Source organism: Paenibacillus mellifer (assembly GCF_023195895.1).
In the GTDB taxonomy this organism is placed as follows: Bacteria; Bacillota; Bacilli; order Paenibacillales; family Paenibacillaceae; genus Fontibacillus; species Fontibacillus mellifer.
Window position 1 is genome coordinate 1 of sequence record NZ_JALPRK010000010.1, and the last position, 26319, is coordinate 26319.

General features: G+C 47.3%; 20 protein-coding genes. 17 read left to right on the plus strand and 3 right to left on the minus strand.

The annotated features are described in order from the left end of the window. Positions 1-112: 112 nt before the first annotated feature. The gene (locus tag M0651_RS12230) at positions 113-787 is read right to left on the minus strand and encodes an SOS response-associated peptidase (protein WP_248552028.1); all 675 of its coding nucleotides are present in this window, start codon (positions 785-787) and stop codon (positions 113-115) included. A gap of 167 nt (positions 788-954) precedes the next feature. Between M0651_RS12230 and M0651_RS12235 the strand changes: the two genes are divergently transcribed. The 5 genes from M0651_RS12235 (at position 955) to M0651_RS12255 (ending at position 7068) form a co-directional block, all read left to right on the plus strand. After that, positions 955-1932, plus strand: a complete 978-nt coding sequence (locus tag M0651_RS12235) for a formylglycine-generating enzyme family protein (protein ID WP_248552029.1) — start codon at positions 955-957, stop codon at positions 1930-1932. A gap of 14 nt (positions 1933-1946) precedes the next feature. Beyond that, positions 1947-3434, plus strand: coding sequence for an arylsulfatase (locus tag M0651_RS12240; RefSeq protein ID WP_504928347.1), 1488 nt, complete (start codon positions 1947-1949; stop codon positions 3432-3434). Positions 3435-3530: 96 nt separating this feature from the next. Next, the gene (locus tag M0651_RS12245) at positions 3531-4739 is read left to right on the plus strand and encodes an anaerobic sulfatase maturase (protein WP_308195505.1); all 1209 of its coding nucleotides are present in this window, start codon (positions 3531-3533) and stop codon (positions 4737-4739) included. A 20-nt stretch (positions 4740-4759) separates the two neighbouring features. Further along, positions 4760-5563: a helix-turn-helix domain-containing protein gene (locus tag M0651_RS12250; RefSeq protein ID WP_248552171.1), complete on the plus strand. Its 804-nt coding sequence runs from the start codon at positions 4760-4762 to the stop codon at positions 5561-5563. Positions 5564-5685: 122 nt separating this feature from the next. After that, on the plus strand, positions 5686-7068 hold the full coding sequence (locus M0651_RS12255) for a sulfatase family protein (RefSeq protein WP_248552031.1): 1383 nt from the start codon (positions 5686-5688) through the stop codon (positions 7066-7068). A gap of 65 nt (positions 7069-7133) precedes the next feature. Here the strand turns inward: M0651_RS12255 and M0651_RS12260 are convergent, their stop codons facing one another. Together M0651_RS12260 and M0651_RS12265 are read right to left on the minus strand one after the other, a co-directional pair. Beyond that, positions 7134-8864, minus strand: a complete 1731-nt coding sequence (locus M0651_RS12260; protein WP_248552032.1) for a sensor histidine kinase — start codon at positions 8862-8864, stop codon at positions 7134-7136. A 28-nt stretch (positions 8865-8892) separates the two neighbouring features. Continuing rightward, the gene (locus tag M0651_RS12265; RefSeq protein WP_248552033.1) at positions 8893-10332 is read right to left on the minus strand and encodes a helix-turn-helix domain-containing protein; all 1440 of its coding nucleotides are present in this window, start codon (positions 10330-10332) and stop codon (positions 8893-8895) included. A gap of 248 nt (positions 10333-10580) precedes the next feature. On the opposite strand from M0651_RS12265, the gene M0651_RS12270 reads away from it, so the two are divergent. From M0651_RS12270 to M0651_RS12325, 12 genes are all read left to right on the plus strand, one after another. Continuing rightward, positions 10581-11522: an ABC transporter permease gene (locus tag M0651_RS12270; RefSeq protein WP_248552034.1), complete on the plus strand. Its 942-nt coding sequence runs from the start codon at positions 10581-10583 to the stop codon at positions 11520-11522. Positions 11523-11548: 26 nt separating this feature from the next. Beyond that, positions 11549-12448: a carbohydrate ABC transporter permease gene (locus M0651_RS12275; protein ID WP_248552035.1), complete on the plus strand. Its 900-nt coding sequence runs from the start codon at positions 11549-11551 to the stop codon at positions 12446-12448. A 50-nt stretch (positions 12449-12498) separates the two neighbouring features. After that, positions 12499-14130: an extracellular solute-binding protein gene (locus tag M0651_RS12280; protein WP_248552036.1), complete on the plus strand. Its 1632-nt coding sequence runs from the start codon at positions 12499-12501 to the stop codon at positions 14128-14130. A 64-nt stretch (positions 14131-14194) separates the two neighbouring features. Further along, positions 14195-16090, plus strand: coding sequence for a beta-N-acetylhexosaminidase (locus M0651_RS12285; RefSeq protein ID WP_248552037.1), 1896 nt, complete (start codon positions 14195-14197; stop codon positions 16088-16090). Positions 16091-16108: 18 nt separating this feature from the next. After that, positions 16109-17854 carry a glycoside hydrolase family 35 protein gene (locus M0651_RS12290; protein WP_248552038.1) on the plus strand — a complete coding sequence of 582 codons (1746 nt, stop codon included), beginning with the start codon at positions 16109-16111 and terminating at the stop codon, positions 17852-17854. 170 nt (positions 17855-18024) lie between these two features. After that, the gene (gene sigK / locus M0651_RS12295) at positions 18025-18723 is read left to right on the plus strand and encodes an RNA polymerase sporulation sigma factor SigK (protein ID WP_059044522.1); all 699 of its coding nucleotides are present in this window, start codon (positions 18025-18027) and stop codon (positions 18721-18723) included. Positions 18724-19057: 334 nt separating this feature from the next. Then, the gene (locus M0651_RS12300; RefSeq protein ID WP_248552039.1) at positions 19058-20218 is read left to right on the plus strand and encodes a methyl-accepting chemotaxis protein; all 1161 of its coding nucleotides are present in this window, start codon (positions 19058-19060) and stop codon (positions 20216-20218) included. A gap of 71 nt (positions 20219-20289) precedes the next feature. After that, a complete protein-coding gene (locus tag M0651_RS12305; protein WP_248552040.1) occupies positions 20290-21486 on the plus strand; it encodes a sensor histidine kinase in 1197 nt (398 codons plus the stop codon). Beyond that, positions 21483-22133, plus strand: coding sequence for a response regulator (locus M0651_RS12310; protein WP_248552041.1), 651 nt, complete (start codon positions 21483-21485; stop codon positions 22131-22133). Before M0651_RS12305 ends, M0651_RS12310 begins: the two co-directional genes overlap by 4 nt. A 203-nt stretch (positions 22134-22336) precedes the next feature. After that, positions 22337-23059: a glycosyltransferase family 2 protein gene (locus M0651_RS12315; RefSeq protein ID WP_248552042.1), complete on the plus strand. Its 723-nt coding sequence runs from the start codon at positions 22337-22339 to the stop codon at positions 23057-23059. Between the two features lie 43 nt (positions 23060-23102). Then, complete coding sequence (locus M0651_RS12320) at positions 23103-25322, plus strand: MMPL family transporter (RefSeq protein ID WP_248552043.1); 2220 nt, start codon at positions 23103-23105, stop codon at positions 25320-25322. Between the two features lie 234 nt (positions 25323-25556). Continuing rightward, positions 25557-26180 carry a YczE/YyaS/YitT family protein gene (locus M0651_RS12325; protein WP_248552044.1) on the plus strand — a complete coding sequence of 208 codons (624 nt, stop codon included), beginning with the start codon at positions 25557-25559 and terminating at the stop codon, positions 26178-26180. Positions 26181-26319 lie beyond the last annotated feature (139 nt).

Below are 26319 nucleotides of genomic sequence, written 5' to 3' on the forward strand. Positions count from 1 at the left end.
ATGCTTTCTCGTTATTTGGAGCTTTGTTAACCTTTTGGAACCGCCGTATGCGGACCCGCATGTACGGTGGTGTGAGAGGACGGGGGTTAGTCACCCCCTCCTACTCGATTGTTTATCGCTTCACCCAAGCCAGCTGCAAGTCCATCTCCCGGATGCATTCGTCGCTGTCGTACCGGTTGTTGTCGATGAGCGGTGTTACTGCGTAGGCCTGCATTTCATCTGCTGCATGCGGACGAAGGATCGGGTCCAGCGCGTCGAGATCGTTGATCTCCTCGTCCAGCCAGCGGGTCATATCCTCAGGAGACAAAATCGCCGGCATACGGTTCTCAAACTCTCCGATCAGGGGATTGGCCTCCGTCATGACGAGGGTGCAGGTGCGGAGCGGTTCGCCTCGAGTATCCCGCCAAATTTCGTATAGCCCGGCCACACCAAACATGCCGCGGTCTTTTAGAACCACCCGGACGGGGTATTCCTTCTTGCCCTCCTTCTTCCAATAATAAAAGCCATTGCACGGGATGACGCAACGCTGCGTGTTGATGATACGGCGGTACGTCGGATTCTGGTGGACGTTACGCAGATCCGCATTTACCGCGTCTCTTCCCCAATACGGAACAAACCCCCAGCGGAACTCGTCGAGTACCCGCTCCCCATCCTGCTGGAGCACAACCGGCGTGGGCTGCGTGGGACTGATGTTGAAGCGGTTCTTGTAATAACTCATAACCCGCCCGATTTGAAAATGCTCCTGAACCTCCGGCAGCTCGGCCGCGATGGAATATCTTTGACACATGAAATATTTCCTCCTTTAAAACGATTGTGATGTAGTGTTTGTAAAAGGAGGAAAATCATTCTTAATAACTGCGGCACCGCTCGAAAACTTAATTCCATTTTGATGAAAAGTGGTATAATGAATCTGTGGCATTGCTTATTCATCAATTTTGGATTGGAGATTTCACCATGACAGAGAATTTACATGCTTGCTGTTCGGCTAGTCGTCATCAAGTCAAGGGGAAGGGTCTCCTTGATAAATCCAAGGAGTACAAGCCCTCCCAGGAATTACGTAGGGGAAGGGAACTATCGGGCATGGTCCAAATTCCAGGGGGATGTTTTCTGATGGGAACGGATGATAAGGAAGGATTCCCGGCAGATGGCGAAGGCCCGGTTAGGGAGGTGACGGTCTCTCCATTTTTCATGGATGCAACAACGGTTACCAATGCGCAGTTTGCTCTGTTTGTAGAGGATACCAACTACGTTACGGATGCGGAACGTTTCGGTTGGTCCTATGTGTTTCATTCTTTTATTTCTGCTGAGACAGGTAAGAAAGTAACTCAAGTGGCAACGCATACCCCTTGGTGGTGGGTGGTGGAAGGGGCAAACTGGCGCCATCCAGAAGGTCCGGATTCCTATGTGAATGTGCGGCTTGATCACCCCGTTGTTCATATGTCCTGGCATGATGCTGACGCTTATTGCCGCTGGGCTGGTAAACGTCTTCCTACCGAGGCGGAATGGGAATTCGCCGCCAGGGGAGGTCTTGTCCAACAGCGTTATCCCTGGGGAGATGTTTTAAAACCAACTGGAGAACATCAATGCAATATTTGGCAGGGGAAGTTTCCCGTTAAAAATCATGCCAGCGATGGTTATGCGGGCACCGCCCCCGCCGAGTCCTATCTTCCCAACGGATACGGTCTTTACAATATGTCGGGTAACGTGTGGGAATGGTGTGAGGATTGGTTTACACCTACCTATCATCTATCCCCCGATAACGTAAATCCGAGAGGCTCGGCGAGCGGTGTGGCAAAGTCGATGCGCGGGGGATCTTATCTATGCCATAAATCTTATTGTAACCGTTATCGTGTTGCGGCCAGAAGCAAGAATACACCGGACAGTTCCTCAGGAAATATCGGTTTTCGGTGTGCTGCAGATCTTATCCTTTGAGGAGGGCCCAATAAGTGAAATCATCAATTGAAACACAACGCCCGAATATTTTACTGATCACAGTTGACCAAATGCGATATGATTGTCTCAGCATTTTGGGACATCCGGTAGTGGAGACGCCTAATCTGGATGAACTCGCCCGCACCGGAGTGAGATTTGACCATGCCTATTCGGCTACTCCGACTTGCGTACCCGCTCGGGCGGCTATTTTTACAGGGCAGAAGCAAACCTCTCACGGACGAGTCGGCTATCAGGAACGTGTACCCTGGAATTACCCAACCACATTGCCAGGTGAACTGGCGAAATCTGGTTACCATACACAATGTGTTGGCAAAATGCATGTCTATCCGGCACGGAGTCTGATGGGGTTCCACAACGTCATATTGCACGACGGTTATCTGCACTATAATCGCTACAAGCATAGTAATACCGTTCAAGAACATTACGATGAAGTGGATGACTACTTGACATGGCTCCGTGGTCAGGTTCCAGGAGCAGATCTGCTGGATCTTGGCCTAGACTGCAACGCTTCAACCGTGGCAAGACCCTGGGCTCTTTCTGAGCACCTGCATCCTACCAATTGGACCGTAAGCCAGTCCATTGACTTTTTGCGTCGGAGAGATCCAAGCAAACCCTTTTTCCTGTGGATGTCATTTGTGCGCCCTCATTCGCCGCTAGACCCACCGCAAGCTTATCTGGACTTGTACAAAGATACCGATATCCCTGATCCGGTGATCGGGGAATGGGCCATGAAGGAAGATCCAGAGGGGCATGGATTTAATCCCGTGACTTCGAAAGGGATCGTACCCAAGCGCCGCTTGAAATTGGCTAAGGCCGCTTATTACGCATTAATTACTCATATTGATCATCAAATCGGACGGTTTCTGCAAGCGCTGGACGAATATGGCGAACGAAATAACACAATCATTATGTTTACTTCTGACCACGGGGAATTACTGGGGGATCATCATCTGTTCCGAAAATCATTACCTTATGAAGGAAGCGCTCACATCCCGTTTATCGTTAATGATCCGGGAGGTTATCTGAACCTCGCACAGGGATCTGCCGTCTCAGAGGTTGTAGAGTTGCGCGATATTATGCCCTCTCTACTGACGGCTGCATCGATTGATATCCCCGCCTCAGTAGAAGGAGAGAGCGTTTGGGAGTTAGCGCGCGCTGAAGAGGAGGCGTCTCGGAACAAACCTTGGCGCGAATACTTGCATGGCGAGCACGCTCAGGGGATTGCCTCAACGCAATGGATAACGAATGGTGCTGAGAAGTATATTTGGTACTCTCAAACCGGGGAGGAGCAATTCTTTAACCTGGTCCAGGACCCGGGTGAAATTCACAATTTGATCCATCATCCTCAGAAGCAGGACCGTATTCGGTACTGGCGTTCAGTGCTGGTGCAGGAGCTTAAGGATCGCGAAGAAGGGTATGTCCAGGACGGCAGGCTCGTTATTGGACGGGAACCGGTTGCCGTTTTATCTCATCTTAGGTAAAGTGAATGAGCGACAATTGAGTAGGAAATGCAACAGAGGAGCGATTGTTCGATGAGCGCATGTATACTAACTTCCAGGCCGCATCCTCTTCATGTCATGTGGAAAACCGTCTCGGAGGATTGTAACCTGGCTTGTGATTATTGTTATTACAGCACGGCTGGCGGTCATCCTCATCAGCCCGTCCGTGTGATGGAGCCGGCATTATTGGATCGGTTTATCTCTCAATACATGAAGAGATCATCTGGCCAGGCTGTCTTCTCTTGGCAAGGTGGGGAGCCCTTGTTGGCTGGTCTTCCGTATTTTGAGCATGTGGTATCTCTGCAGGCTAAGTATGCGCCTCCCCATACGATGATTAGCAATGCCCTGCAGACGAACGGAACGTTGATTAATGAGAGTTGGGCGCGTTTTTTTAAACGATATCATTTCCTGATTGGGATTAGTTTGGACGGTCCGGAGCCTATTCATGACACTCATCGTATAACCGGCTCCGGGAAAGGCAGCTTTGATTTAGTGATGCGCGGATTACATCATTTGGAGCAGGCAGGCGTGGAGTATAATATTCTAACGGTGATCCATGAAGATAATGTAAAGAAGCCGGATGAATTGATGGCATTTTACCATGAGCAAAATTTCGCCTTTATTCAGTTTATCCCGTGCATGGATTTTGTTTCGCAACAGAGCGGTATGTCCGGACGTTTCCGGATTACTCCCGAAGAGTATGGGGAGTTTTTATGCCGGACCTTTGACCTGTGGTACAACGATGGGCTACCGGAGGTTTCCATTCGTATGTTTGAGAATATGCTGCTCGCCTTGTTGCATCGTCCAGCAGAGCTATGTGTCCACAATTTATGTTGCCCGAAAATGATGGTGCTTGAAACGAATGGCGATGCCTATCCTTGTGATTTCTTTATCGATGAGGAGCACAAGCTGGGTAATGTCGGTCAAGACGATCTGGATGTTTTACTGGCCAAACAGGTATATCATGACTTTTTGCAGATGAAGCCCAATGTGAATGAAGCTTGCCGTAAGTGTGAATACCTTCAATTTTGTCACGGAGGTTGCCCCCGCAACCGGAATTGGCTGGATGTGAATGATCGTACCGAGGTGGATTATTTTTGCCGCGGCTACAAAATGTTCTACGCTCATGCTTATGATCGGATGGAAACGCTAGCGAACCGGATCAAGGCAGAACAGATGCAAGAGTATAGGAAAAGCGGCAACCCGCTTCCGGGTCGAAATGATCCTTGTTTATGCGGGAGCGGAAAAAAGTTTAAAAACTGTTGTCAGTCGCGTATCCGTGTGTAGGAGGGATTTCCTTGTCCTCTATGATTCGTAGTCAGTTTGGAATAACCGTGCTGGACGTCATCAAAATCCAATATAAAACGCGGATTCTATTTGATTATGTTCAAACCTGCTACACCGTTTCTTATATCCAAAAGGGTGAGGTATTGACCACATCCCCTGAGGGAGAATATGTGGCTTCCGCGGGGGATGTAATGATTCACCGTCCCAATGAGCCGTTTAATGTGATCTCCCAAAGGGACGGTGTCCATTATTTATTTAATATTCATGCGGAGGTGGGTGACGGAGCCGACTTTTTTAAGTTATTCCCTCTAGGCAAGGTGATTCGGATTCGTGATCGGAACGAGTATGAGAGAAAGTTTGACGAATTACGGAGCTTATGGTTGCAAGAGGGAGATGATCACAGAAACATTCAGATCGGTTCATTAGCGTTCTTCCTGCTTTATGAGATTGTGGAGAGCACCAAACTGGGTGGGCGCCAAACTACAAGAGATCCCGCAATCACAGACCGCTTTAACGAAGCGTTGCATTACATGGAGGCTCGGCTAGATCAAGAGATGACTCGGGAGGAGCTTGCCAAGTTGTATCACATGAATCCCGTCTACTTTAGCCGGGCATTCCAGAAAATATACAAATTGACACCCATGCAAATGTTGCGAAAGCTCCGGTTGCAGCATGCCAAACAGTTGCTGGAGAGTACGGATTATACAATGGAACATATCTCCCGATGCTGTGGATTTTATGATGCTGCACACTTCAGCAAGGCATTCCATAATAGTTTCGGTAAAGGGCCGGCGGAGTATCGTAAATGTATCAAATTTACATGAATAAAGATCGCATCTCCATAGCGGAATCAGTCTCATTCAATTACTCTAAGATCATGAGCAGGTCATTATGGCCAACCTGGTATTGATTTTTATTTGCTCCTAAGAAAGGCAGGGAATTACTCATGAGAATTTTGTATTTGGATTTGGATTCGCTTCGCCCGGATCATTTGGGATGTTATGGTTATCATCGCAACACTTCTCCGAACATTGATGCCATCGCTAAAGAAGGGGTCATCTTTACAAATTATTACTGCTCGGATGCTCCATGTCTGCCGTCCCGTTCCGCATTAATGTCGGGGCGGTTCGGCATTCATAATGGAATCGTAGGGCATGGTGGAACTGCCGCAGACATGCGAAGAGAGGGAGCGGCGCGGGAATTTAATGACCGATTGAGCATGGAGAGTCTTCCGGCTATCTTGAGGCAAGCGGCCATGAAAACCGCATCGATCAGCACTTTCTCCGAACGGCACTCCGCCTGGACATTCAACGCCGGTTTCCAGGAGATATTTAATGTGGGAGGAAGAGGGCACGAGACGGCAGAACAAGTGCTCCCTGTGGCACTTAAATGGTTAGAGGATAACGGGGCATCTGAAAACTGGTTTCTGCACCTGAATTTTTGGGATCCGCATACTCCTTATCGTACGCCCGAAAGTTACGGCAATCCGTTCGAGCATGATCGGCTACCCGAGTGGCTCTCCGAAGACGTGTTCGAGCTTCACCGACACAAGAAGGGACAACATAGCATCGACGACATGAACGCGCTCGCCCAATCGCATTATCACCGTCATTCAAGACATCACAAGAAGATTGAACAACATGAGGACTTGCGGGTTATCATTGACAACTATGACGCGGCTGTCAAATATCTCGATGAGCATCTCGGTCATGTCTTCTCCAAACTAACTCAGCTTGGCGTCATGGATGATACGGCGATCATTATCAGTGCGGATCACGCTGAAAGTTTGGGCGAGCTCGGGATATACTCCGAACACGGAACAGCAGACGAGGCCACCTGCCGGATTCCAATGATAATTCGTTGGCCTGGCGGCCAAAGGGGAACAATAGACGAAGGTCTCCATTATCATCTGGATCTTTCACCAACTCTGGCAAGTCTATTACTATTGAAAGCTGCCCCCTCTTGGGACGGGGAAAGCTATGCCGACGCAATTCTGGAAGGAAACTCGGCTGGGCGGGATTACCTTGTCCTCACCCAATGCGCGCACGTGTGCCAACGCAGCGTCCGGTTCGGAGATTGGTTATATATTCGGACCTATCATGACGGACACCACGGCTTCCCCAAAGAAATGTTGTTTAATTTGAAGGATGACCCGTACGAGCAGTATAATCTGGCCGAAGGACGAAGAGAGGTTTGTACCGAGGCCGTATATTTACTTAACGAGTGGCATGATAGCATGATGGCTACCATGGACTGCGATACGGATCCTTTATGGACGGTACTTAAAGAAGGCGGGCCTTATCATGCCAAGGAGTATGCGGACAACTAAAGCCAGAATGCATAAAAGAAAGAATGATGGAGGAGGCTGCCCGCTTTGGGCAGCCTCCAAGATGTTTATGCTCCTTGCTCTCCTATTAAAGTGCCAGGCAGTATCAGGTCAGCCTTCGTCCCGTTTCCTTGCTGACTGTGAAGCCGAATCCCGAAAGGGTCTCCATACTTCAAATTTAAGCGATTATGGACGTTTAAAAGACCGATATGATGACCTGACCCCATATTCCTATGCGTTAACAGCTGGGTTAGCTGACTCAGCCTTTTCTCATCGATGCCCACTCCGTTATCTTCGACGGAGATTTTGAGGAACCCCTCATGACTTTTGTCCACCGAGATGAGAAGTACCCCGTTACCTTGAGCTTCGAGTCCATGACCCAGCGCATTTTCCACAATAGGTTGAAGAATCATTTTCGGTACGGAAATGGTTAACCATTCTTTCGGGCAAATCAGTTTATAAGTGAATTTGCCCGGGAATCGACCTTGGTATATTTTTACACAAGACCCAGCTATCTTCAGTTCCTCCCCAAGAGTGACTTCCTCATTGCCTTTGATGCTGTACCTGAGCATGGTACTTAAGGCAGTGGTCATTTCAAAAATCTCGTGGTTTCCTTTTACGATAGCTACGCCTTTGATTGAATCCAGGGTATTGCTTAAGAAATGAGGATTGATCTGACTTTGCAAATACGCGTATTCGGCTCGTTGCTTCTCCAGATCAGACTGGTAGAGCTGAGTTGTCGCATCAATTAATCGGCTCGTCAAATCCTGAATTCTTGTGGTCATGATGTTGAACTGTCGGGAAATGATTTCAATCTCAGCGTAACCCCTCAAATCGACCTTGTTGTTTAGTACCTCCAGATTTCCGGCCTTCAGTTGATTCATATAGCGAATGAGCCTGGATAACGGCTTCAGCAGATTCATCACCAGCATGGTATATGGAATAGAAAGGACCAAGAGGGTTAAGGCAAGGAGCCCAAAGCTGATTTTCTTTAACTTCTCCAAGCCTCTTATCAGATTATGAACAGGGACGGCGGTAACGATTCTTCCCGAGATCTCAGGCAGATCAAAGGATTGAATGGCGTATCTCTTTCCGCTGATCGTTTCGAGGATGGTCTCCCCGTCATTTCCGCTTGTCTTCATTTGTATCTGGTCCAACATTTCTTGCGGCTCAGCACTATTCGAGTAGATCAGTCCTTTATGATCCATCATGAAAAAGCTGGTTCCGGCAAGACGGGGATTTCCCGCAAACTCAGTTTGGATGGCCTTCATATCCACCAGAACCGCCAAATAACCGATGTTTTCTCCATATAACGGCGTATCTCCGGAAGCAAAGATGTTCATACCGAATAACATCTTGCTTTTATCCAAAATCCGATCCGGAGGGCTATACCCAGCATAATACACAACTCCATCATCCTCAGCAGTGTTCATCAGATCGGTAACGTATTTGGTTCTCCCCGCTAATGAAATACGTGCGTTAGATTGCCCGACGACAATGATATCCAGAACATCCGTGTTCATATTGCGGGCGATACTCAGAAGACCTTCCACCTTCTGGGATAGATAGTAGCTCTGCAGCTTATCTTTTTCCACTAGAAACTGTTGGACGGTCGGATTGTAACCTACGTTCATCATCATGGAAGATACGTTGGCATAGTTATCGGAAATTCGTTGTTTAATTAGAGAAACGAGTTCGGTATTGTATTGCGTATTCTGGTTGATGATCGTCTCGCTTGACAATCGATAGACCCAAGAGATGATAAGGGGTATGGTGGAAAATATGACGAGACCAAACAATAGGACCTGCGTACGAATGGAATAACTATTAAATGTTTTCATTGTTTTTTTCCCTATATTGCGTTGGCGTCATTTTAAGATGCCTCTTAAATATTCGCGTGAAGTAGAAATAGTCCTGAAAACCACTTTTTTCCCCGATCTGCGAAATGGATAGGTCGGTATTGACCAACATTTTGCAAGCGCTTTCTATTCTTAGACGACTGATGTATTCAACGATGGTCTCGCCGACCTCTTTTTTGAATAATTGACATAAGTAATTCGGACTTAAGTAAAATTGATTAGCCAAATGTTGAATAGAAATCTCCTGATTAAAGTGGTTTCGAATATATAACACGATTTCTTTGACCTTCTTGTTCGAGGTTTGTATCATGTCGGTATCGTTTCTCTTCATTAACAGATCCAGTGTCATAAGAACGAGATCATCGATCATGGCTTCAGCCGTGCCGTATCGATAGTAGAGCTGTTCATACCCTTCAAAAAAACGGCCGTTAATCCGGGTTCCTTCCCGTGGAAATAAGTAAAGGATCGATGTGTAAAGCAAATAAGCTTCTTTCATGGTGTAGGTTCCTTCTCTGAACTGTTTCTTGATCGACTCCATGGTCGCTATGAAACCAAGCCGGTCATGGTTGCGAAGAATTCGGGATATTTCTTTGAGATTCTCGTCGATTGAATGCTCTTGCTGCGAATGCACTTGATAACACCCGGGCTTTCCCGTTGTAAACATATTGAAGGCAGCAAGTGAAGCGAACTCCAGGGAGGAGTCCAACTGATGAATGTTCGATATAGAGGGGCCAATCCCGATTCCGCACGTTTGTAGAATTTCCGCATCTTCTAGACTCTGAAGGAAGGCCTCGTAATGTTTCTCTATTATTAAGTAACCATATCGGCGGGAGCTCATCGGAAATACCAGCGTTGGGAAATGTCCGATATCAACAGGTGCACTCAATCCTTGAACAACGATGGGCACAGAAGGCATAGACCGGGATAACGGGATTTGATTCCCATTCAACCATCGGTTGATCTGATCGAAATCTCCTGAACAAACCGCCTCATACAATTCAAAGTCAAGGGCAGGTTTAACCTTTACTGTTTTGGTCTCGAGATGTTGGACTATTCGTCCCAACATTCCTTCAATTTCTTCGATTTCAAAGGGCTTCAAGCAGTACCCATAAGTGCCGTAATTCATGGCTTTTTGGGCATAAGCGAACTCAGCATGTCCGCTGAGAACGATGAAGATCGTGTCCGGTGCGACCTTCTTGCCGCGTTGAATGAGCTCCAGTCCATTCATTACAGGCATTTTGATATCCGTCAGGACCAGTGTGGGGTGCAGCAGTTGTATTAGGTCAAGAGCTTCTTGTCCATTCTCGGCGGTATCAATCACTTCAAAACCGTATTTCTTCCAATTTACCCCTGCCTTAATTCCTTCGACGATCCACTTCTCATCATCTGCGATAATTACTGAATGCATGTGCAATTCCCCTGTCTCTCTGAAGTTCTTAGATTTATCCTAGCGATTGCAGGACCTTGGGGGTATGGACTATCTTACACTTCCTATGTCGAATATTATGCTTCAACGGCAAGTCATTCGAATTGGTGTGAAAAATCCACATCATCGAAGTTGGATTCTCTATACTCGAGAATCTGGGCTCCCTCTATAATTTAGCATATAAAGCGCTTACTTGCATGACATTCTATCAGAGAAAGGTGGGGGGAAGCTTGGCTGATCCTGTAACTGTCCGCACTCCCAAACGCAGCCTAGGGAAAGCGATTTTACAGTACAAGTATTTTTATTTAATGGTTCTGCCTATATTAATCTGGTACGCCCTCTTCAGCTATGCACCCATGTACGGTGTAACGCTGGCATTCAAATCATTTAATTACAGCAAGGGAATTCTGGGAAGTCCATGGATAGGCATAGACCACTTTCAAACCCTGTTGACCGACCCCGATTTTCATAAGGCTTTTTGGAATACGATCATTATCAGCCTAATGAAATTGTTAATTCATTTTCCATTGCCGATTATTCTAGCCATCGTATTATACGAGTTTTCAAAGACTAAGCTTAGAAAGTTCTTTCAAACGATCCTAACATTCCCGCATTTTATTTCGTGGGTCGTCCTTGCCGGAATTATCATCAATATCTTAAGCAAGGATGGAATTTATAACCAAATAATTATGCTCTTTGGAGGGAATCCGAATTCTCCTCTCGTCGATGAAGGTGCGTTTAGACCTGTGTTATATATTACGCATGTGTGGCGGGAGATCGGGTGGGACTCCATTATTTACCTAGCTGCTCTATCCGGAATAAATCCGGAGTTATTCGAAGCGGCCGAGGTGGACGGCGCGAATCGGTTCCGTCGGCTGATCAATATAGCCTGGCCTGGTTTGAAGAGTACGGTTGCGATCCTGTTAATTCTTCAAGTAGGTCAACTTCTTACCCATGGTTCAAGTTTCGAACAAATTTTCAACCTGTATAGTTCTCCGGTATATTCAGTCGCCGATACGATCGATACGTACATTTACCGAAGCTCCTTTACGTTAGGGACCGACTTTGGATATATGACCGCCGTGGGGATTGTCAAGTCCGTCATCAGCCTGGTGCTTTTATGGACGGCGAATACAATCACTAAAAAAATGGGTGAGGAAGGACTGTATTAATTACTAACATCTAAGGGGAGAAGCAAGTGACTGACACAATGGAAAGAAAGAGAAAAAAGTGGAGTGCCTTTGATATTGGCGCCTTCGTCGTTTTGGGGCTTCTGGCGCTCGTCACCTTTTTTCCCTTCTATAACGTGTTGATTATCTCGGTTGCTAAATTTGAAGCGATCAGCAAAAGCAACTTTTATATTTTTCCAAAATCGTTTGATCTCTCAGCCTACAAACTGCTCTTTCAGGATATGAAATTCTGGACATCCCTATTAAATTCTGTCATCGTAACCGTAATTGGCGTGCTGTTTAGTATGGTTATCTCGGTTGCAGGAGCATATGCCTTGTCCAAACGAGGAATGCCTGGACGCAACATGATGCTCAGTTTGATTCTGTTCACGATGTTTTTTAATGGCGGCTTGATTCCTTTTTATCTGATTGTAAAAGACCTTGTTTTCGTGAACAGTATTTTCGTTATGATTATCCCAGCTGGTCTTAATACATTCTACCTGATTATTATGAAAAACTATTTCAACACGATTCCGGAGAGTTTGGAGGAGTCGGCTAAGCTGGACGGTGCGAATGACCTGTATATTCTGATAAAAATCATCATTCCCATCTCCGCACCCTTTATAGCGACTTTTGCTTTGTTCTACGCCGTTGAAAGATGGAATGAGTGGTGGTACGCATTGATTTTCATCAGCGATGCGTCAAAAGTTCCCCTTCAAATTTATTTGCGGGAAACGCTCATTACTTCGAATTCACTGCTTGGTCAAATGGCTCAGACTATGGCCGAGCAGGATCAGACAGCGAAGGTTTATACGCCCGCACTGCAAATGGCAGCGATCGTAGTATCTAGCATCCCTATTATTATTGTATATCCGTTCCTACAGAAGCACTTCAATAAAGGGATTATGGTTGGTTCAATTAAAGGATAAGAAATATTTAAACATAATTATTATCCTAATTAATCAAGGGAGGTTCAAACATGCGTAGAAAGAAATTGTTAACTCTGGCCATGTGCATTACTTTGATGGCTTCGTTACTGGCTGCATGCGGCGGAGGTAATAACGTTAATGAGAATTCAGCATCAAATGGCAATGCAGCTCAGGGATCCACGAATTCCGTGGACGAACTTTACAAGGAGCCTATGACCATCTCGGTTGGATACTGGGATGCAGATTCCGAAATTGCCAACATTGATAAAGACCCGATTGCACAACAAATCCTGAAAAAATTCAATATTACCTTTAAACCGGTAAATATGACTTGGGATGATTATGCCCAGAAGTTACAGATGTGGGCGGCTTCGGACCAATTGCCTGACATCTTCGCCGTTGACGCCGTCGGTACACAATACCAGCGGAAATGGATTGAACAGGGCGTTGTTCGCGCACTCCCGGATCTTACCAAGTATCCTAACCTAGCGGCATACTTCGAGGCACCGGATATTAAAGAGCTGAGCGTTGACGGGAAACATTATACGGTTCCTCGCCGGATGTTCCCTAGTGTGGATTGGAGTGCGCTGGATCGTGTCGTGCTGTATCGCTGGGACCTAGCCCAAAAAGCCGGGATCACCAAAGAACCGGAGACGTGGGACGAGTTTAAGGCCATGCTGGATGCCATTGTGAAAGCGGATCCGGAAGGCAAAAATATTTCCGGACTTTCATCGACAACGACCAAGATGCTGGGAGGATTCTTCTGGCTGTACGGCAATTCGGTTGCCACAAGTGATGGAAGCGGAAGTGACTTTAAATGGATTAAGGAAGACGGCAAGTATATCCCGGCCGTGTTTTCCAAGAAAGCTCTTCCGGCACTCCAGAATATGAAAGATATGTACGAGAAGGGGCTAATTGATCCGGATATTGCTTTGGTTAAGCCTGCAGATTCCTACGACAACTTTGTTGCAGGTAAATCGGCAGCTCTCTTAAGCGCTGGTGGGTTTATCAATTATAATAAAGAGATTTATGAAAAACGATGGAAACCAGCTTACCCGGATAAGGAGATCACGGAGAGTATCAAGGTGCTCAAGCCGCTTATCGGTCCTGATGGAGAACGCTCTCATGCTATCTTTAAAACGTATTGGTCCGAAAGCTATTTCAGTAACAAGGTTGACGATAAAAAGATGGACCGAATCATGGCACTCTACGATTACGTATTATCCCAGGAAGGCAAAGATCTGTTGACGTACGGCATTGAGGGTGAGGACTACAAGATCGAAAACGGGGAAAAGGTGATGATCGAAACACGTTCATTGATTGAGAAGTATCCGGCTCGTCTGTTTATGAAGGAATTAGTAGCGTATGAAACTTCGGACACCTATAACATGAACAACCCGACGTTGGCTAATGAAGCTATCCGGAAAGAGGCCGTTGAATATATTGATTGGATATTGAAGAATACCAAGGTTCCTGATTACAATATTCGTTTGACCTACATCTCCACGCCGACGAAGGACAAATTTACAGTGCTTGACCATGATGATCTGCTAAAAATGATGCTGTCCAAAGATCCGATTGAAAAATCCTGGAATGACATTTTGAACGATTATAAGGCAAAGGGCCTTGACAAAATGATTGAAGAAGTCAACGAGATGGCGAAAGCCGAAGGCATTGAGTAATTTCAATTAAGTAAGGGGTGCGGCTATGACTGGCCGCATCCCTATATCATTTAGGGGGATACCTATGATCATTGGCATTCATTTGACAGACTTGACGGAGGAGCAGTTGAGGGCAGTTACCGAAGTGGCAGGATATTTGAATATCCGCCTGGATGACACAGGCATTCCGGTGGTATGCCAAAAGCGGGGAACTGGGATTCACGTATGCTTTGACGGGGAAGAGGCGGTCATTGAATACGAGAAGGATCACCAATTGATTCGGGCTATTAGCCGATTTACCGAAACCTTGAGACGGGAAGGAAAGTTCGAAATCCATGAGCTCCCGGTATATGAACAACTGGGCTTCATGGTGGATTGCTCGCGAAATGCCGTGCTTCATGATCAAGGTTTTAAGGAACTGATTCGACGCCTGGCACTTATGGGATATTCGGAGGTTCAACTGTATACGGAAGATACTTATGAACTGGAGGGATATCCGTATTTCGGCTATTTGCGAGGACGGTATAACGCGGAACAACTCCGGGATTTCGACAGTTATGCCGCGTTGTTTGGCATAGAACTGGTACCTTGTATTCAGACGCTTGCCCATCTCGGCCAGGCATTAAGATGGCAGGCTCACGCGCCGCTAGTAGATTGCCAGGATATCCTTCTTATAGACGAACCCCGAACATATGAGTTAATTGATTCCATGTTTGCCTTCATGGCGGCCCATGTGCGCAGTCGCCGCATCAATATCGGCATGGATGAAGCGCATATGATGGGGCTTGGTAAGTATCTAGATAAACACGGATTTCAAGAGCGATCTTCCTTGATGCTGAAACATTTCGGGGCGGTGATGGACATCGCGAGAAAATACGGTTACCGAACGATGATGTGGAGCGACATGTTCTTCCGCCTGGCCAGTTCCGGTGAATATTACGATGCCGAGAGCCCCATCAGCTCCGAGATCGTTAAGCTGATTCCTGAAGACGTTACGTTAATGTATTGGGACTATTACTCCGAAACGCAAGAGAAATACGATGGAATGCTTCGGAAACATAAACAGTTGAGCGATCATGTCGGATTTGCGGGCGGTGCCTGGAAATGGATGGGGTTTGCCCCCAATAACGAATTCAGCCGTAGTGTTAGCCTATTGGCTCATCATAGCTGTGTCAAACACGGGATTAAGGATGTGTTGATCACGGCCTGGGGAGATAATGGGGCGGAGGCGTCCGTCTTCTCCGTGCTCCCGTCCCTTCAGTTATGGGCTGAGCTGTGCTACACGGGTAGTTTTGAACTTGAGCATATTCGGATGAGATTCGGCACATGTACGGAAGGCAACTATGATGACTTCATGGCGTTGGATGCTGCCAATCTCGTTCCGGGCAATCCGGCACCGGGAGCCAGTTCCGTTAATCCGGCAAAATACTTGCTGTATCAAGACATTTTGTGCGGATTGTTTGATAAGCATGTCCTCCCTGGCGCTTATTCAGAGCATTATCGGAAGAGTGCCGTCGAGTTCGAGCGGGCAATCCCTCGTAATTCGGTCTGGCAACCCCTATTCTCACTGCAAGCCAGCTTATGCCGCTTACTCGAGTTGAAAAGTGAAGCCGGGATTTCCATTCGGGCCGCATACCGTCGTGGAGATTTGGAGGAATTGGCTCATATCGCCGCTGTGGTTTTACCGGAGCTTACCCTTTTGTCCAGAAGATTTATGGAGGACTACCGAGTACAATGGCTGCAGGAAAATAAGATATTCGGTCTAGACGTCTTTGATCTTCGGATGGGTGGAATGCTTCAGAGATACGAGACGGCTAAACATCGAATTGAGGGTTATGTCTCAGGAGAGCTGGAACAAATCGACGAATTAGAAGAGGAGTTGCTGCCTTTCGACGGCCTAAATGACGAGAATGGCCCTAGGGCAATCAGCGCAAACCTGTGGCATACGATAGCAACACCGTCCGTGATCGCAGGGGTATAGAAAGGAGAAGAGCATAGGATGCGAAAGTTATCCATAGTAGGGGATCAGTTCATTTGGGAGGGGCGACCCTATCGATTGCTTTCCGGTGCCGTTCATTATTTTCGGATCGTGCCGGAGTATTGGCGGGATCGTTTGTTGAAACTGAAGGCCTGCGGTTTGAATACCGTTGAAACCTATATCCCTTGGAATCTGCATGAACCGGAGGAGGGCCGCTTCTATTTTGAGGGGAACGCGGACATTGAAGCATTCGTCCGACTGGCAGGAGAGCTCGGCTTACACGTGATTTTGCGGCCGAGCCCATATATTTGTGCCGAGTGGGAGTTCGGCGGATTGCCCGCCTGGCTGCTTGCGGATGATAACATGCGGTTGCGTTGCGATTACGAACCTTATTTATCGAAAGTGGATGCTTACTTTGACGAGCTGCTTCCGCGTTTGCGGCCCTTGCTGAGCACAAGCGGCGGACCGGTGCTTGCCCTCCAGATCGAGAACGAGTACGGAAGTTACGGAAGCGATAAAGCCTACCTGAATCATCTCAAGAATGCAATGATCGCCCGCGGCATGGATGTACTGCTGTTCACCTCTGACGGGCCAGAAGATCATATGCTTCAGGGAGGGATGATCGACAGGGTGTTCGCTACGGTGAATTTCGGTTCGCGGGCCAAGGAAGCCTTCGCGAAACTGCGCGAGTATCAGCCTACGGGACCGCTGATTTGCATGGAATTCTGGAACGGGTGGTTCGATCGCTGGATGAAGCCGCATCAAACTCGCCCTGCAGCCGAAGTGGCGGAAACTTTGGACGAGATGCTGGCTTTAGGCGCATCGGTAAATTTCTATATGTTCCATGGGGGGACGAATTTCGGATTTATGAACGGGGCGAATCTTTTTGATGAATATGAACCCCTCGTCAACAGCTACGATTATGATACCTTGCTGGGCGAGTCTGGCAAACCGACGGAGAAATTTTACGCCGTTCGCAAAACCATCGAGAAATATGTGGAGCTGCCGCCGCTGGAATTGCCCCCGTCGATTGAAGCTCGGGCTTACGGCAACGTGCAGATGTCAGAATCGGCGCCTCTATTCGCTCAACTGGATGCATTGTCAACTCCTGTGCGCAGGGCTTGTCCGGAACCGATGGAGAAATTGGGACAGGCCTACGGATTCATCTTGTATTCGACGAGGATTAGCGGGCCGCGTAGCGAAATGGAACTGGTCCTGCAAGAAGTTCGCGATCGGGCGCTAATCTTTGTCGATGGGGTCTTTTTCGGCACCGTTGAACGTTGGGACCCGCAAGGAATTCCGCTTTCGGTCCCTGCCGAGGGATTGCAACTCGATATTCTGGTGGAAAACATGGGACGCGTCAACTACGGTCCGCAGCTCCGTGATCCGAAAGGGATAACGAGCGGTGTAAGGTTAGGTTATCAATTCTTGCACGATTGGATCATTCGCACGCTGCCGTTATCGGATCTAAGGGACCTGATATTTTCCACAGAGAATTTTGTTGACCAGCTTCAACCTGCCTTTTACCGTGGGAATTTCCAAGTGGATGATCCGGCCGATACTTTCTTAAGACTGGATGGTTGGAGCAAAGGGCAGGTTTTTATCAACGGCTTTAATTTAGGCCGGTATTGGGAGAAGGGACCGACTCAAACGATGTATGTGCCGGCACCGCTTCTGCATCAGGGAAATAATGAACTCATTGTATTCGAATTACATGGCACAAGGAAGGCTGTCGTTACCTTCGTAGACAAACCGGATTTGGGATAGACATTAATTAGGAATGATGTAGAGTAAAGGAACGGTCTGGGACAGCTTTAAGCTGTGTCCTTTTCTTTTCCGGTACAGGCACGCCTAGGCCTCCGCCCACATACAATGAAATGACCCAAAATGAAGCGAGTTGTATTCATTGTGATGTGAATCAGCAGGAGGTGTCATCATTGCCTGGATTGTTTACCGCAATTGCTTTGTTCATTAAACAGCTGACTTTGCTCGTATCGTATGTCAAAAATAATGCGTTTCCCCAGCCCTTGACCGAGGAGGAGGAAACGAAACACCTGCAGCGTATGGCGGAAGGGGACGCGGTGTCCCGCAATATCCTGATCGAGCATAACTTGCGGCTGGTGGCGCATATCGTGAAGAAATTCGATAACACCGGCGAGGATCTGGAGGACCTGATCTCGATTGGTACAATCGGTCTGATCAAGGCGATCGAGAGTTTTCGACCGAATAAAGGGACGAAGCTGGCGACCTTCGCGGCTCGCTGCATCGAGAACGAAATCCTCATGCATCTGAGATCGCTGAAGAAAACGCGCAAGGACGTATCGCTGCATGATCCGATCGGAACGGATAAGGAAGGTAATGAAATCACCTTGATCGATATTTTGGGGACGGAAGCGGACGATGTGGTGGACCGGGTCCAGCTCAAGATGGAGAAGAGCAAAATCTATCGGAACCTGGACATTCTGGACGCGCGGGAGCAGGAAGTGATCAAGGGGCGTTTCGGACTGGAGCATGGGGGAGAAGAACGGACCCAGCGCGAAATCGCCAAGGAGCTCGGCATCAGCCGGAGTTATGTGTCGCGGATTGAGAAAAGAGCGCTCATGAAGCTGTATCATGAGTTTTATAAAAAGAAGTAAGCCAAAGAGCCTGCTGATCGCAGGCTCTTTGGTTTTCGCCCCATCCGGATTGCCCGAAAGGGCAGATCGCGATGCACCTTCGGACGATGTTGGCGTTATCAAATTCAAGTAAAATTCATGGAACGATAATGGATATATTACCTATAATGGAAGAGGGATCTCAATGAAAATATTGGACAAGCTGAGACATTGGACGTTAGACTCGATCAAATTCAAGCTCATCCTTCCGGTCGTTCTACTCCAAATTTTTAGCACGAATATCGGCCAGCTGGTGAACTTCGTTTTCGATAAAGGGCGGGAAGTGATATCTGACGCAGGGATGAACACTAATTATATGGATGGGAATATCGGATTTTTTGTTTCCTCCGGCCTGAGTATATTGATATCCGCGTTTATTCTAATACTTCTTTATGACCGCATTATTTTGAGAAGACTTATTAACGTAGTGGCTTGTACGGAAAAGCTCGGCGATGGGGATTTATCCGTTACTTTGAATTTTAAAGGCAATGATGACATCAGCCGGCTGGGTTCCTCATTGGATAAGAGCTCGTCCAATATCAGAAATTTGGTTATGGAAATCGATACCTCATTTGAAAAGATGAACGCTACTAGCGGGTTGCTGCTAAATTCGACCAGAAGCTCGGCAGATAGCATTCAGAGCATCCATGCAACGGCATCGTTCCTCGCGGAAGATGCGCTTTGTTTGATCCAAGATGCCCAAACCGCGAATCAATCCATTGCTGAAATCAATAACACAAGCGAAATCTTGATGCAGAAGGTGGAATCCTCTTTATCCGCCTCGGCAGCCATGAAAAAAAGAGCGGACCACATGGAAAAGGAAGGAATCGAATCTTTGGAACGATCGCAGATGACATATACGAATAAGCATATGAATTTGCTTAAAGCGATCGAAGCGGGGAAAGTCATAGATGAAATCAATACCATCGCTTATAGTGTCAGAGATATTTCCGCTCAAACCAATCTGTTAGCCCTAAACGCATCGATTGAGGCGGCAAGAGCCGGGGAGAACGGGAAAGGCTTCGAGGTCGTTGCGGAAGAAGTGAGAAAACTGGCAAACCAGTCTGCAGCCGCGATAGCAGATGTGGATCGCTTGGTTTCGCAAGTTAGAGATGCATTTGGATATCTTGCGGAGAGTTCCCAAGATATACTCAATTATATCAACCGGGATGTACAGGCCGATTACGAGTTGTTGATTGAAACCGGACGACAATACCAACAGGATGCTCAGCTCGTGAACGAAATGTCGGAAGAAATCAATGCGGCAACGGCGGCCATGAGCGGCTCCGTCCTGCAAATTAGCTCCGTGATCGATAAGGTTGCCCAACGTTCTGCGAAAACCTCAGATTATACCAATCTGATCAAAGATCGTTTGGGAGAGATTAACAAGGTTATTCAGGATGCTTCTCGCTTCACGGAAGATCAAACCGTTATGTCCAATCAATTAAACGGCTCGATTCGAAAATTCATGTTGTAGGATCGGGTTCGTACTCTCCAAGGCAATTGGGATGTTCTATAATGGAATCAAAGGATAGGGAGGCTGGTGCATTGAATGACAAAAAGACCGGACTCGAGATGATCAACGGGATGTTTGCTTCCAGGCTCCCGATTCTGATTTGGGTTTCTTTTGTTTATGTGGGAACCGTGGTGCTTCAGTTTCTAAGGGAGCCGCAGATCTTGCCGAGCATCGTGTTTACCGGATTATTCACGATCCACGTACTTCTTCATTGGAATTCATACCGGGTGACACAAAAGCAATTTTGGATCTATTTCACGGTACAGGGGATTCTTGTCTTTTTGTGTGCGATTCTTATGCCGCAAGGATATCAGGCTGTGCTGCTCGGGCTGTTGCCTGTACTGATTGCGCAAAGTCTCGGCTTTTCCTTTCGTATCCACAGAGTGATTTACGTCTCCCTTATCAGCATCGTCATCTTCTTTGATTCGGCCTTGACCGTTCATGATTTGGAGGAGATTTACGTCTTTCTTCCGATCTTCGTACTAATGCTGATTATTGTTGTGGCTTACGGCATTTTGTTTTTTCGGCAGGTCAATGAACGTCTGCGGATTCAGAACTTTTTGCATGATTTGCAGGAGGCGCACCGAAAGGTGGAAGAATTGACGTTATCCAATGAACGGCAGCGGATGGCCAGAGATTTGCACGACACACTTGCACAAGGCGTCGCCGGGTTAATTATGCAGTTGGAAGCAATAGATGCCCATATGACGCAAGGCAATACGGAGGGGGCGCATACCATTCTCAAGCGATCTATGCAGCAGGCGCGCAGGACATTGGCCGAAGCACGGCGGGCCATTGACGATTTGCGGCTGAAGTCGGCCCCCGACATGGACTTGAACGAGGCGCTTGAAGATGAAGTCCGGCATTTCGAGGAGGCGACGGGCATCCCCGTTGTCACCGATATCCGATTAATGACGAGGTTCTCCCAGTTGTATATGGAGCACTGCCTGCACATCGTGAAAGAAGGGCTGACCAATATTGCCAGACATGCCGAAGCGAATAGAGTATGGTTAACCTTCCATGGCGATGCCAAGCAATTAAGGATCGAAATCAGAGATAATGGCGTTGGTTTCAATACGAATAATATTGGGATGGATGCCGGACATTACGGACTTTTGGGAATCCAGGAACGGGCCAGACTGATTGATGGAGAGATGAAGGTGCTTAGCGGCGGGGAAGGAACAACGATTTCCGTCACGATACAGCTTAGCGAAGGTGAAGATGAATGAATCCTTATAAAATCATGATTGTGGACGATCATTTTGTTGTCCGCGAGGGACTCAAATTGATTCTGGAGACAAGCGATAAGTTTCAGGTTGTGGGCGAGGCCAAAAATGGTCAGGAAGCATTGGGTATGTTGGGTACAATAAACCCGGATGTCATTTTGATGGATTTAAATATGCCGGTCTTGGGTGGACTTGAAGCAATTCAGGCATTAAAGGATAAAAACGATCCTACTCCTGTGATTATACTGACCACATACAACGAGGATGAGCTTATGATCGGAGGCCTGGCTCTCGGGGCGAAGGGGTATCTGCTAAAGGATACGAACCGGGAAAACCTATTCAGGAACATCGAATCGGCGGTCAGAGGAGAGACATTGCTATCGGCGGATATCCTCGAGAGAGTAATGGCGGCCAAGATGCAGAAGCCTCCGGATTCATCTAAGACGGAGTCGACTTTGCTTAGCGATAAAGAAACCTATATTTTGCAAAGCGTCGCCAGAGGATTCAAAAGCAAAGAAATCGCTTTTGAGCTCGGTATCGCGGAGCGAACGGTGAAGGCCCATTTGACAAGCATCTACAACAAACTCGGCGTCGATTCACGTTCCCAAGCGGTAGCAACCGCCTTGGAACGCGGAATATTGAAAATATAGACTCAAAGCATGCGAAAGAAATCATTCGCATGCTTTTTTTATGCCTGTTCTCTAGGGGATTTCTACCCGAAAGGGCAATGCGCAGGGGCTGCCCGAAAGGGCAAGGAACCGGAACCCTTTAGGACGATGCGGCCTATTCTTACCAACTGTAAGATAGGGTCATGTTAGAAGTTTGATTCATCTGAACGAGGAGGTGACGATAGATGGCTCGGCTTTCCGTGATTTCAGCAATCTATAACGAAGAGCGAAATGTTAGCGATCTTTACTTGGACATCATAGAGGCAATGAGGGATCGCATTGAAAACTATGAAATCGTGTTTGTGAATGATGGCAGCCGGGATGGCAGTTCGCGGCAACTAACCGAGATCGCTCAATACGATCCGCGTGTTAAGGTCATTCATTTGGATCGGAATTATGGTCTGGCGGCAGCCATTTGGGCGGGGATCCGACACTCCGACGGGGATCTTATTGCGCTAATGGATGCCGGTCTCCAGACGGATCCTCGTGATATTTTCAGGTTGATGCCTTTCATTGAAAGATTGGATTGTGTCAATGGGAGATGGAACGACATTCAGGAGTCATGGATCCAAAGATTATCTTACCGAGCCGGAAACGAAATTCGCAGACGGATCGCCCGGGGGAAGCTTCAGGATTCGGCTTGTCCCCTGAAGCTTTTCAGAAGGGAGGTAGCGGATAACTTGGTTTTTTTCAAAGGAATGCACCGCTTTATATCGACAATGGCGCAGATGAACGGTTTTTCAGTCATTGAGGTGTCGGTCAGATACCGAAAACGAAGAAACGGAGGATCAAGACCCCATGTTCTGAAAAATATTTTTGCCGGATGCTCGGATGCTATCGTGGTTCGCTGCCTAAGCAAGAGAGTGGTCCGTTACAAAGTCAGGAAGGTGCAACAGTTTTCGAACTGAGGATCGACAGTATTATTCGGATAAAACGAGAGGAGAGGGCATTGTGTCTAAGTGGTTGTATAAGCTCGGAAGTTGGACGGGTTCAAATAGTAAACAGGTGATTTTGGCATTTATATTGCTCATGGCCCTTTTGGGCGCATTGATCTTGAGTATGGGTACCGCGTTTCAAGAGGATGTATCTATACCGGGTACTGAATCGGAAAAGGCCATGACCATGTTGCAGGAACAATTTACGGGCGGCGAACAAAAAGGGCAAGTTAACATTGTTTTTAAAGCTCCCGCAAATGAAACTTTGGATTCGGCAAAAAATAAAGCGGCGATTAGCGACCTGCTTGCAAAGATTCAGGAAGATCAGGCAGTCATTTCCGTCGCAACGCCGTATGAGCTTGGGAATATCAACCCGGATAAACAAATCGGGTATGCTGTCGTTACTTATACTTCTTCCGCGGATCAGGTGTCTCAAGCGTCCAAAGACAGGGTGGAAGACAACTTGAAGTTGACGCAGGATCAAGGAATTGAGACAGGTTTAGGCGGGACGGTAAAATTCGAACAAACCAAAGCGGGCGGAGGACCTGGCGAAGCTTTAGGGGTAGCCATAGCTTATGTTATCTTGGCGTTTACTTTTGCCTCCTTGCTTGTGGCGGGCATGCCCATACTCATAGCTCTAATCGGCGTTGGTACCGGCGTATTGTGCATCCTGCTGGGGACAAACTACTTCGATATTTCATCGATATCCCTAACTTTGGCGGGAATGCTGGGGATCGCCGTGGGGATTGACTATTCCTTGTTTATTTTCTCCAGATTCAAACAACAACTGAAAAAAGGATATTCCGTTCAAGAGTCGATCGCCATCGCCAACGGTACGGCCGGCAATGCGGTCGTATTTGCTGGAATCACTGTAATTATAGCGCTGTTAGGTCTGATCGTTGTGGATATCCCGTTCATGACCACGATGGGGATCGCGACGGCTGTCGTCGTGTTGCTTTCGATTATTGTAGCCATTACGGTGGTGCCGGCGATCTTGGGAATTATGGGGCATCGAATTCAACCGAAAAAAAGCAATCGATTGATCTTGATGTTGACGCGTGCCAACAAGAAAAAAGAAACGCCTACCAATGCATGGAGCAGATTTGTGACGAAAAATCCATTTATCGTCGCATTCGTCGGTATTGCTGTATTAGTCGTCATGACCATCCCGTTCTTCCATTTGAATCTCGGACTCCCTGACGACGGGAATAAGCAGTATGAAACGGCAGAGAGACAAGGGTACGATTTGTTGTCGAAAGCGTATGGGGCCGGATTCCATTCCACCTTAGTCGTGATTGCCGATCCTGCTAATCAGGAGGCTGCTGATCCGGACCGGTTGAAAGCCCTATCGGAACAAATTAATGGATTGGATCACGTAAAAAGCGCCACGCCTGCCATGCCTAACCAGAGCGGCGATATGTTCTTAATGAGTGTGACGCCGGAGGATGGGCCAAACGCTCCGGAAACCAAAGATCTCGTTAAAGAGATCAGGGATCTTTCCGATAAGGGGAACATGGAGTTATTGGTTACAGGGGCTACGGCAATTAATATAGATATCACCGAACAAATCATGAGCGCTTTGCCGACGTTTGCCATACTTATTGTTGCTTTTGCTTTTATATTAATGATGGTCGTTTTCAGATCCTTGCTTGTACCGTTAAAAGCGGTTCTTGGTTTTGTTCTTTCCATTGGCGCAACTTTGGGATTTACGGTATTCATTGTGCAGGATGGCAATTTCCTTGATCTGTTCGGCTTCCCCGGGGAGAGCGCGATCTTGTTCCTCTTGCCGGTACTATGCATCGGAATCCTGTTTGGTCTATCCATGGATTACGAAGTCTTCCTCGTGAGCAGAATGCGCGAAGAATTTGCGCATACCGGCGACGCGAAGAAAGCGATTCATGCAGGTTTAAAGGAAAATGGAGCTGTCGTAACGGCGGCCGGCCTCATCATGATCTCGGTATTTTCAGGCTTTATCTTCTCCCATGATCCTACGATCAAGCAAATGGGATTGGCTTTGGCAGTGGGTGTTTTGTTTGATGCCTTTGTCGTGAGATTGGCGATTGTGCCCGCCGTGATGACCTTACTGGGCAAATCCGCTTGGTATTTCCCTAAATGGTTGGACAAAATACTCCCTAATTTCGATATCGAAGGCGAGTCGATCATGAAAGAGTATTCCGAAAAGGGTAAAGAGCCAAAGTCCTATGCCGGGCAAGTCCAGGTGAATAAATGGCAATAGGTAGTGAAAAGCGTTAAGTGGAGGGTCAGATTGCCCAGAGGGAATGGCTCCTCAGAAGCTTCAATAGATGCCTAAGCAGGACTGAGCATGGCTCGGTCCTGCTTATTTTAGTTATAAACTGATTGCCTAATAACGATCATCATCCTAACACAGTCAAGGGATTGAAATTATGATACAATGGCGTCGTTGATGGTGAGCAGCAGGAGTAAATATTAAATGATTAGGACGGACCCTATGAAGAGATTATTTCTTAAATTAGATGCAAAGAGACTGATCATCATGGTTTTTGGTAACGTATTTTTGGGGATGGGGATTAGTATATTTAAGCTGTCCGGCATGGGCAATGATCCCTTCAGCGGCATGGTGATGGCATTAGCCGAGTCTATCGGTATCGCCTATGCTCATTTTCTAATCCTGCTAAACCTCATTTTGTTTGTCATCGAATGGATCCTGGGTCGGAAATATATCGGAACCGGGACTTTCGTAAATGCGATTCTTCTGGGCTACATCGTTACTTTCTTTCATAATACCTCGCTTCACCTGTTCGGCGAACCTCAGCTTTTTTGGCAGCGGGTGGTCGTAGTGGCGATTGGTGTGGTCGTATGCAGTTTTGGGGTATCCCTGTATCAGACCTCGAATGTGGGAATAGCTCCGTATGATAGTCTGTCCCTGATTATGAAAAATCACTTCCCGAAAATCTCTTATTTTTGGCATCGGATGTTTACAGATGCGCTATGTGCATTGATTTGCTTCCTGGCAGGAGGCGTGATCGGTTTGGGAACGCTCGTGTCCGCACTGGGTTTAGGACCCATCATCCATTTCTTTGATGTGAAATTTACGAAGAAGCTTCTGGCTTAAATCTTTCCTCACTGCACAGCGCCCCCATTCGGCTTCTTCTAGCCATGGGAACGGGCGATACGAACCGCAAAGCGAAGCTTCTTCACCGAAGCTACCAATATGGGAATCTAAGCTTAAGCTGATGGCAATTCAATTAAAG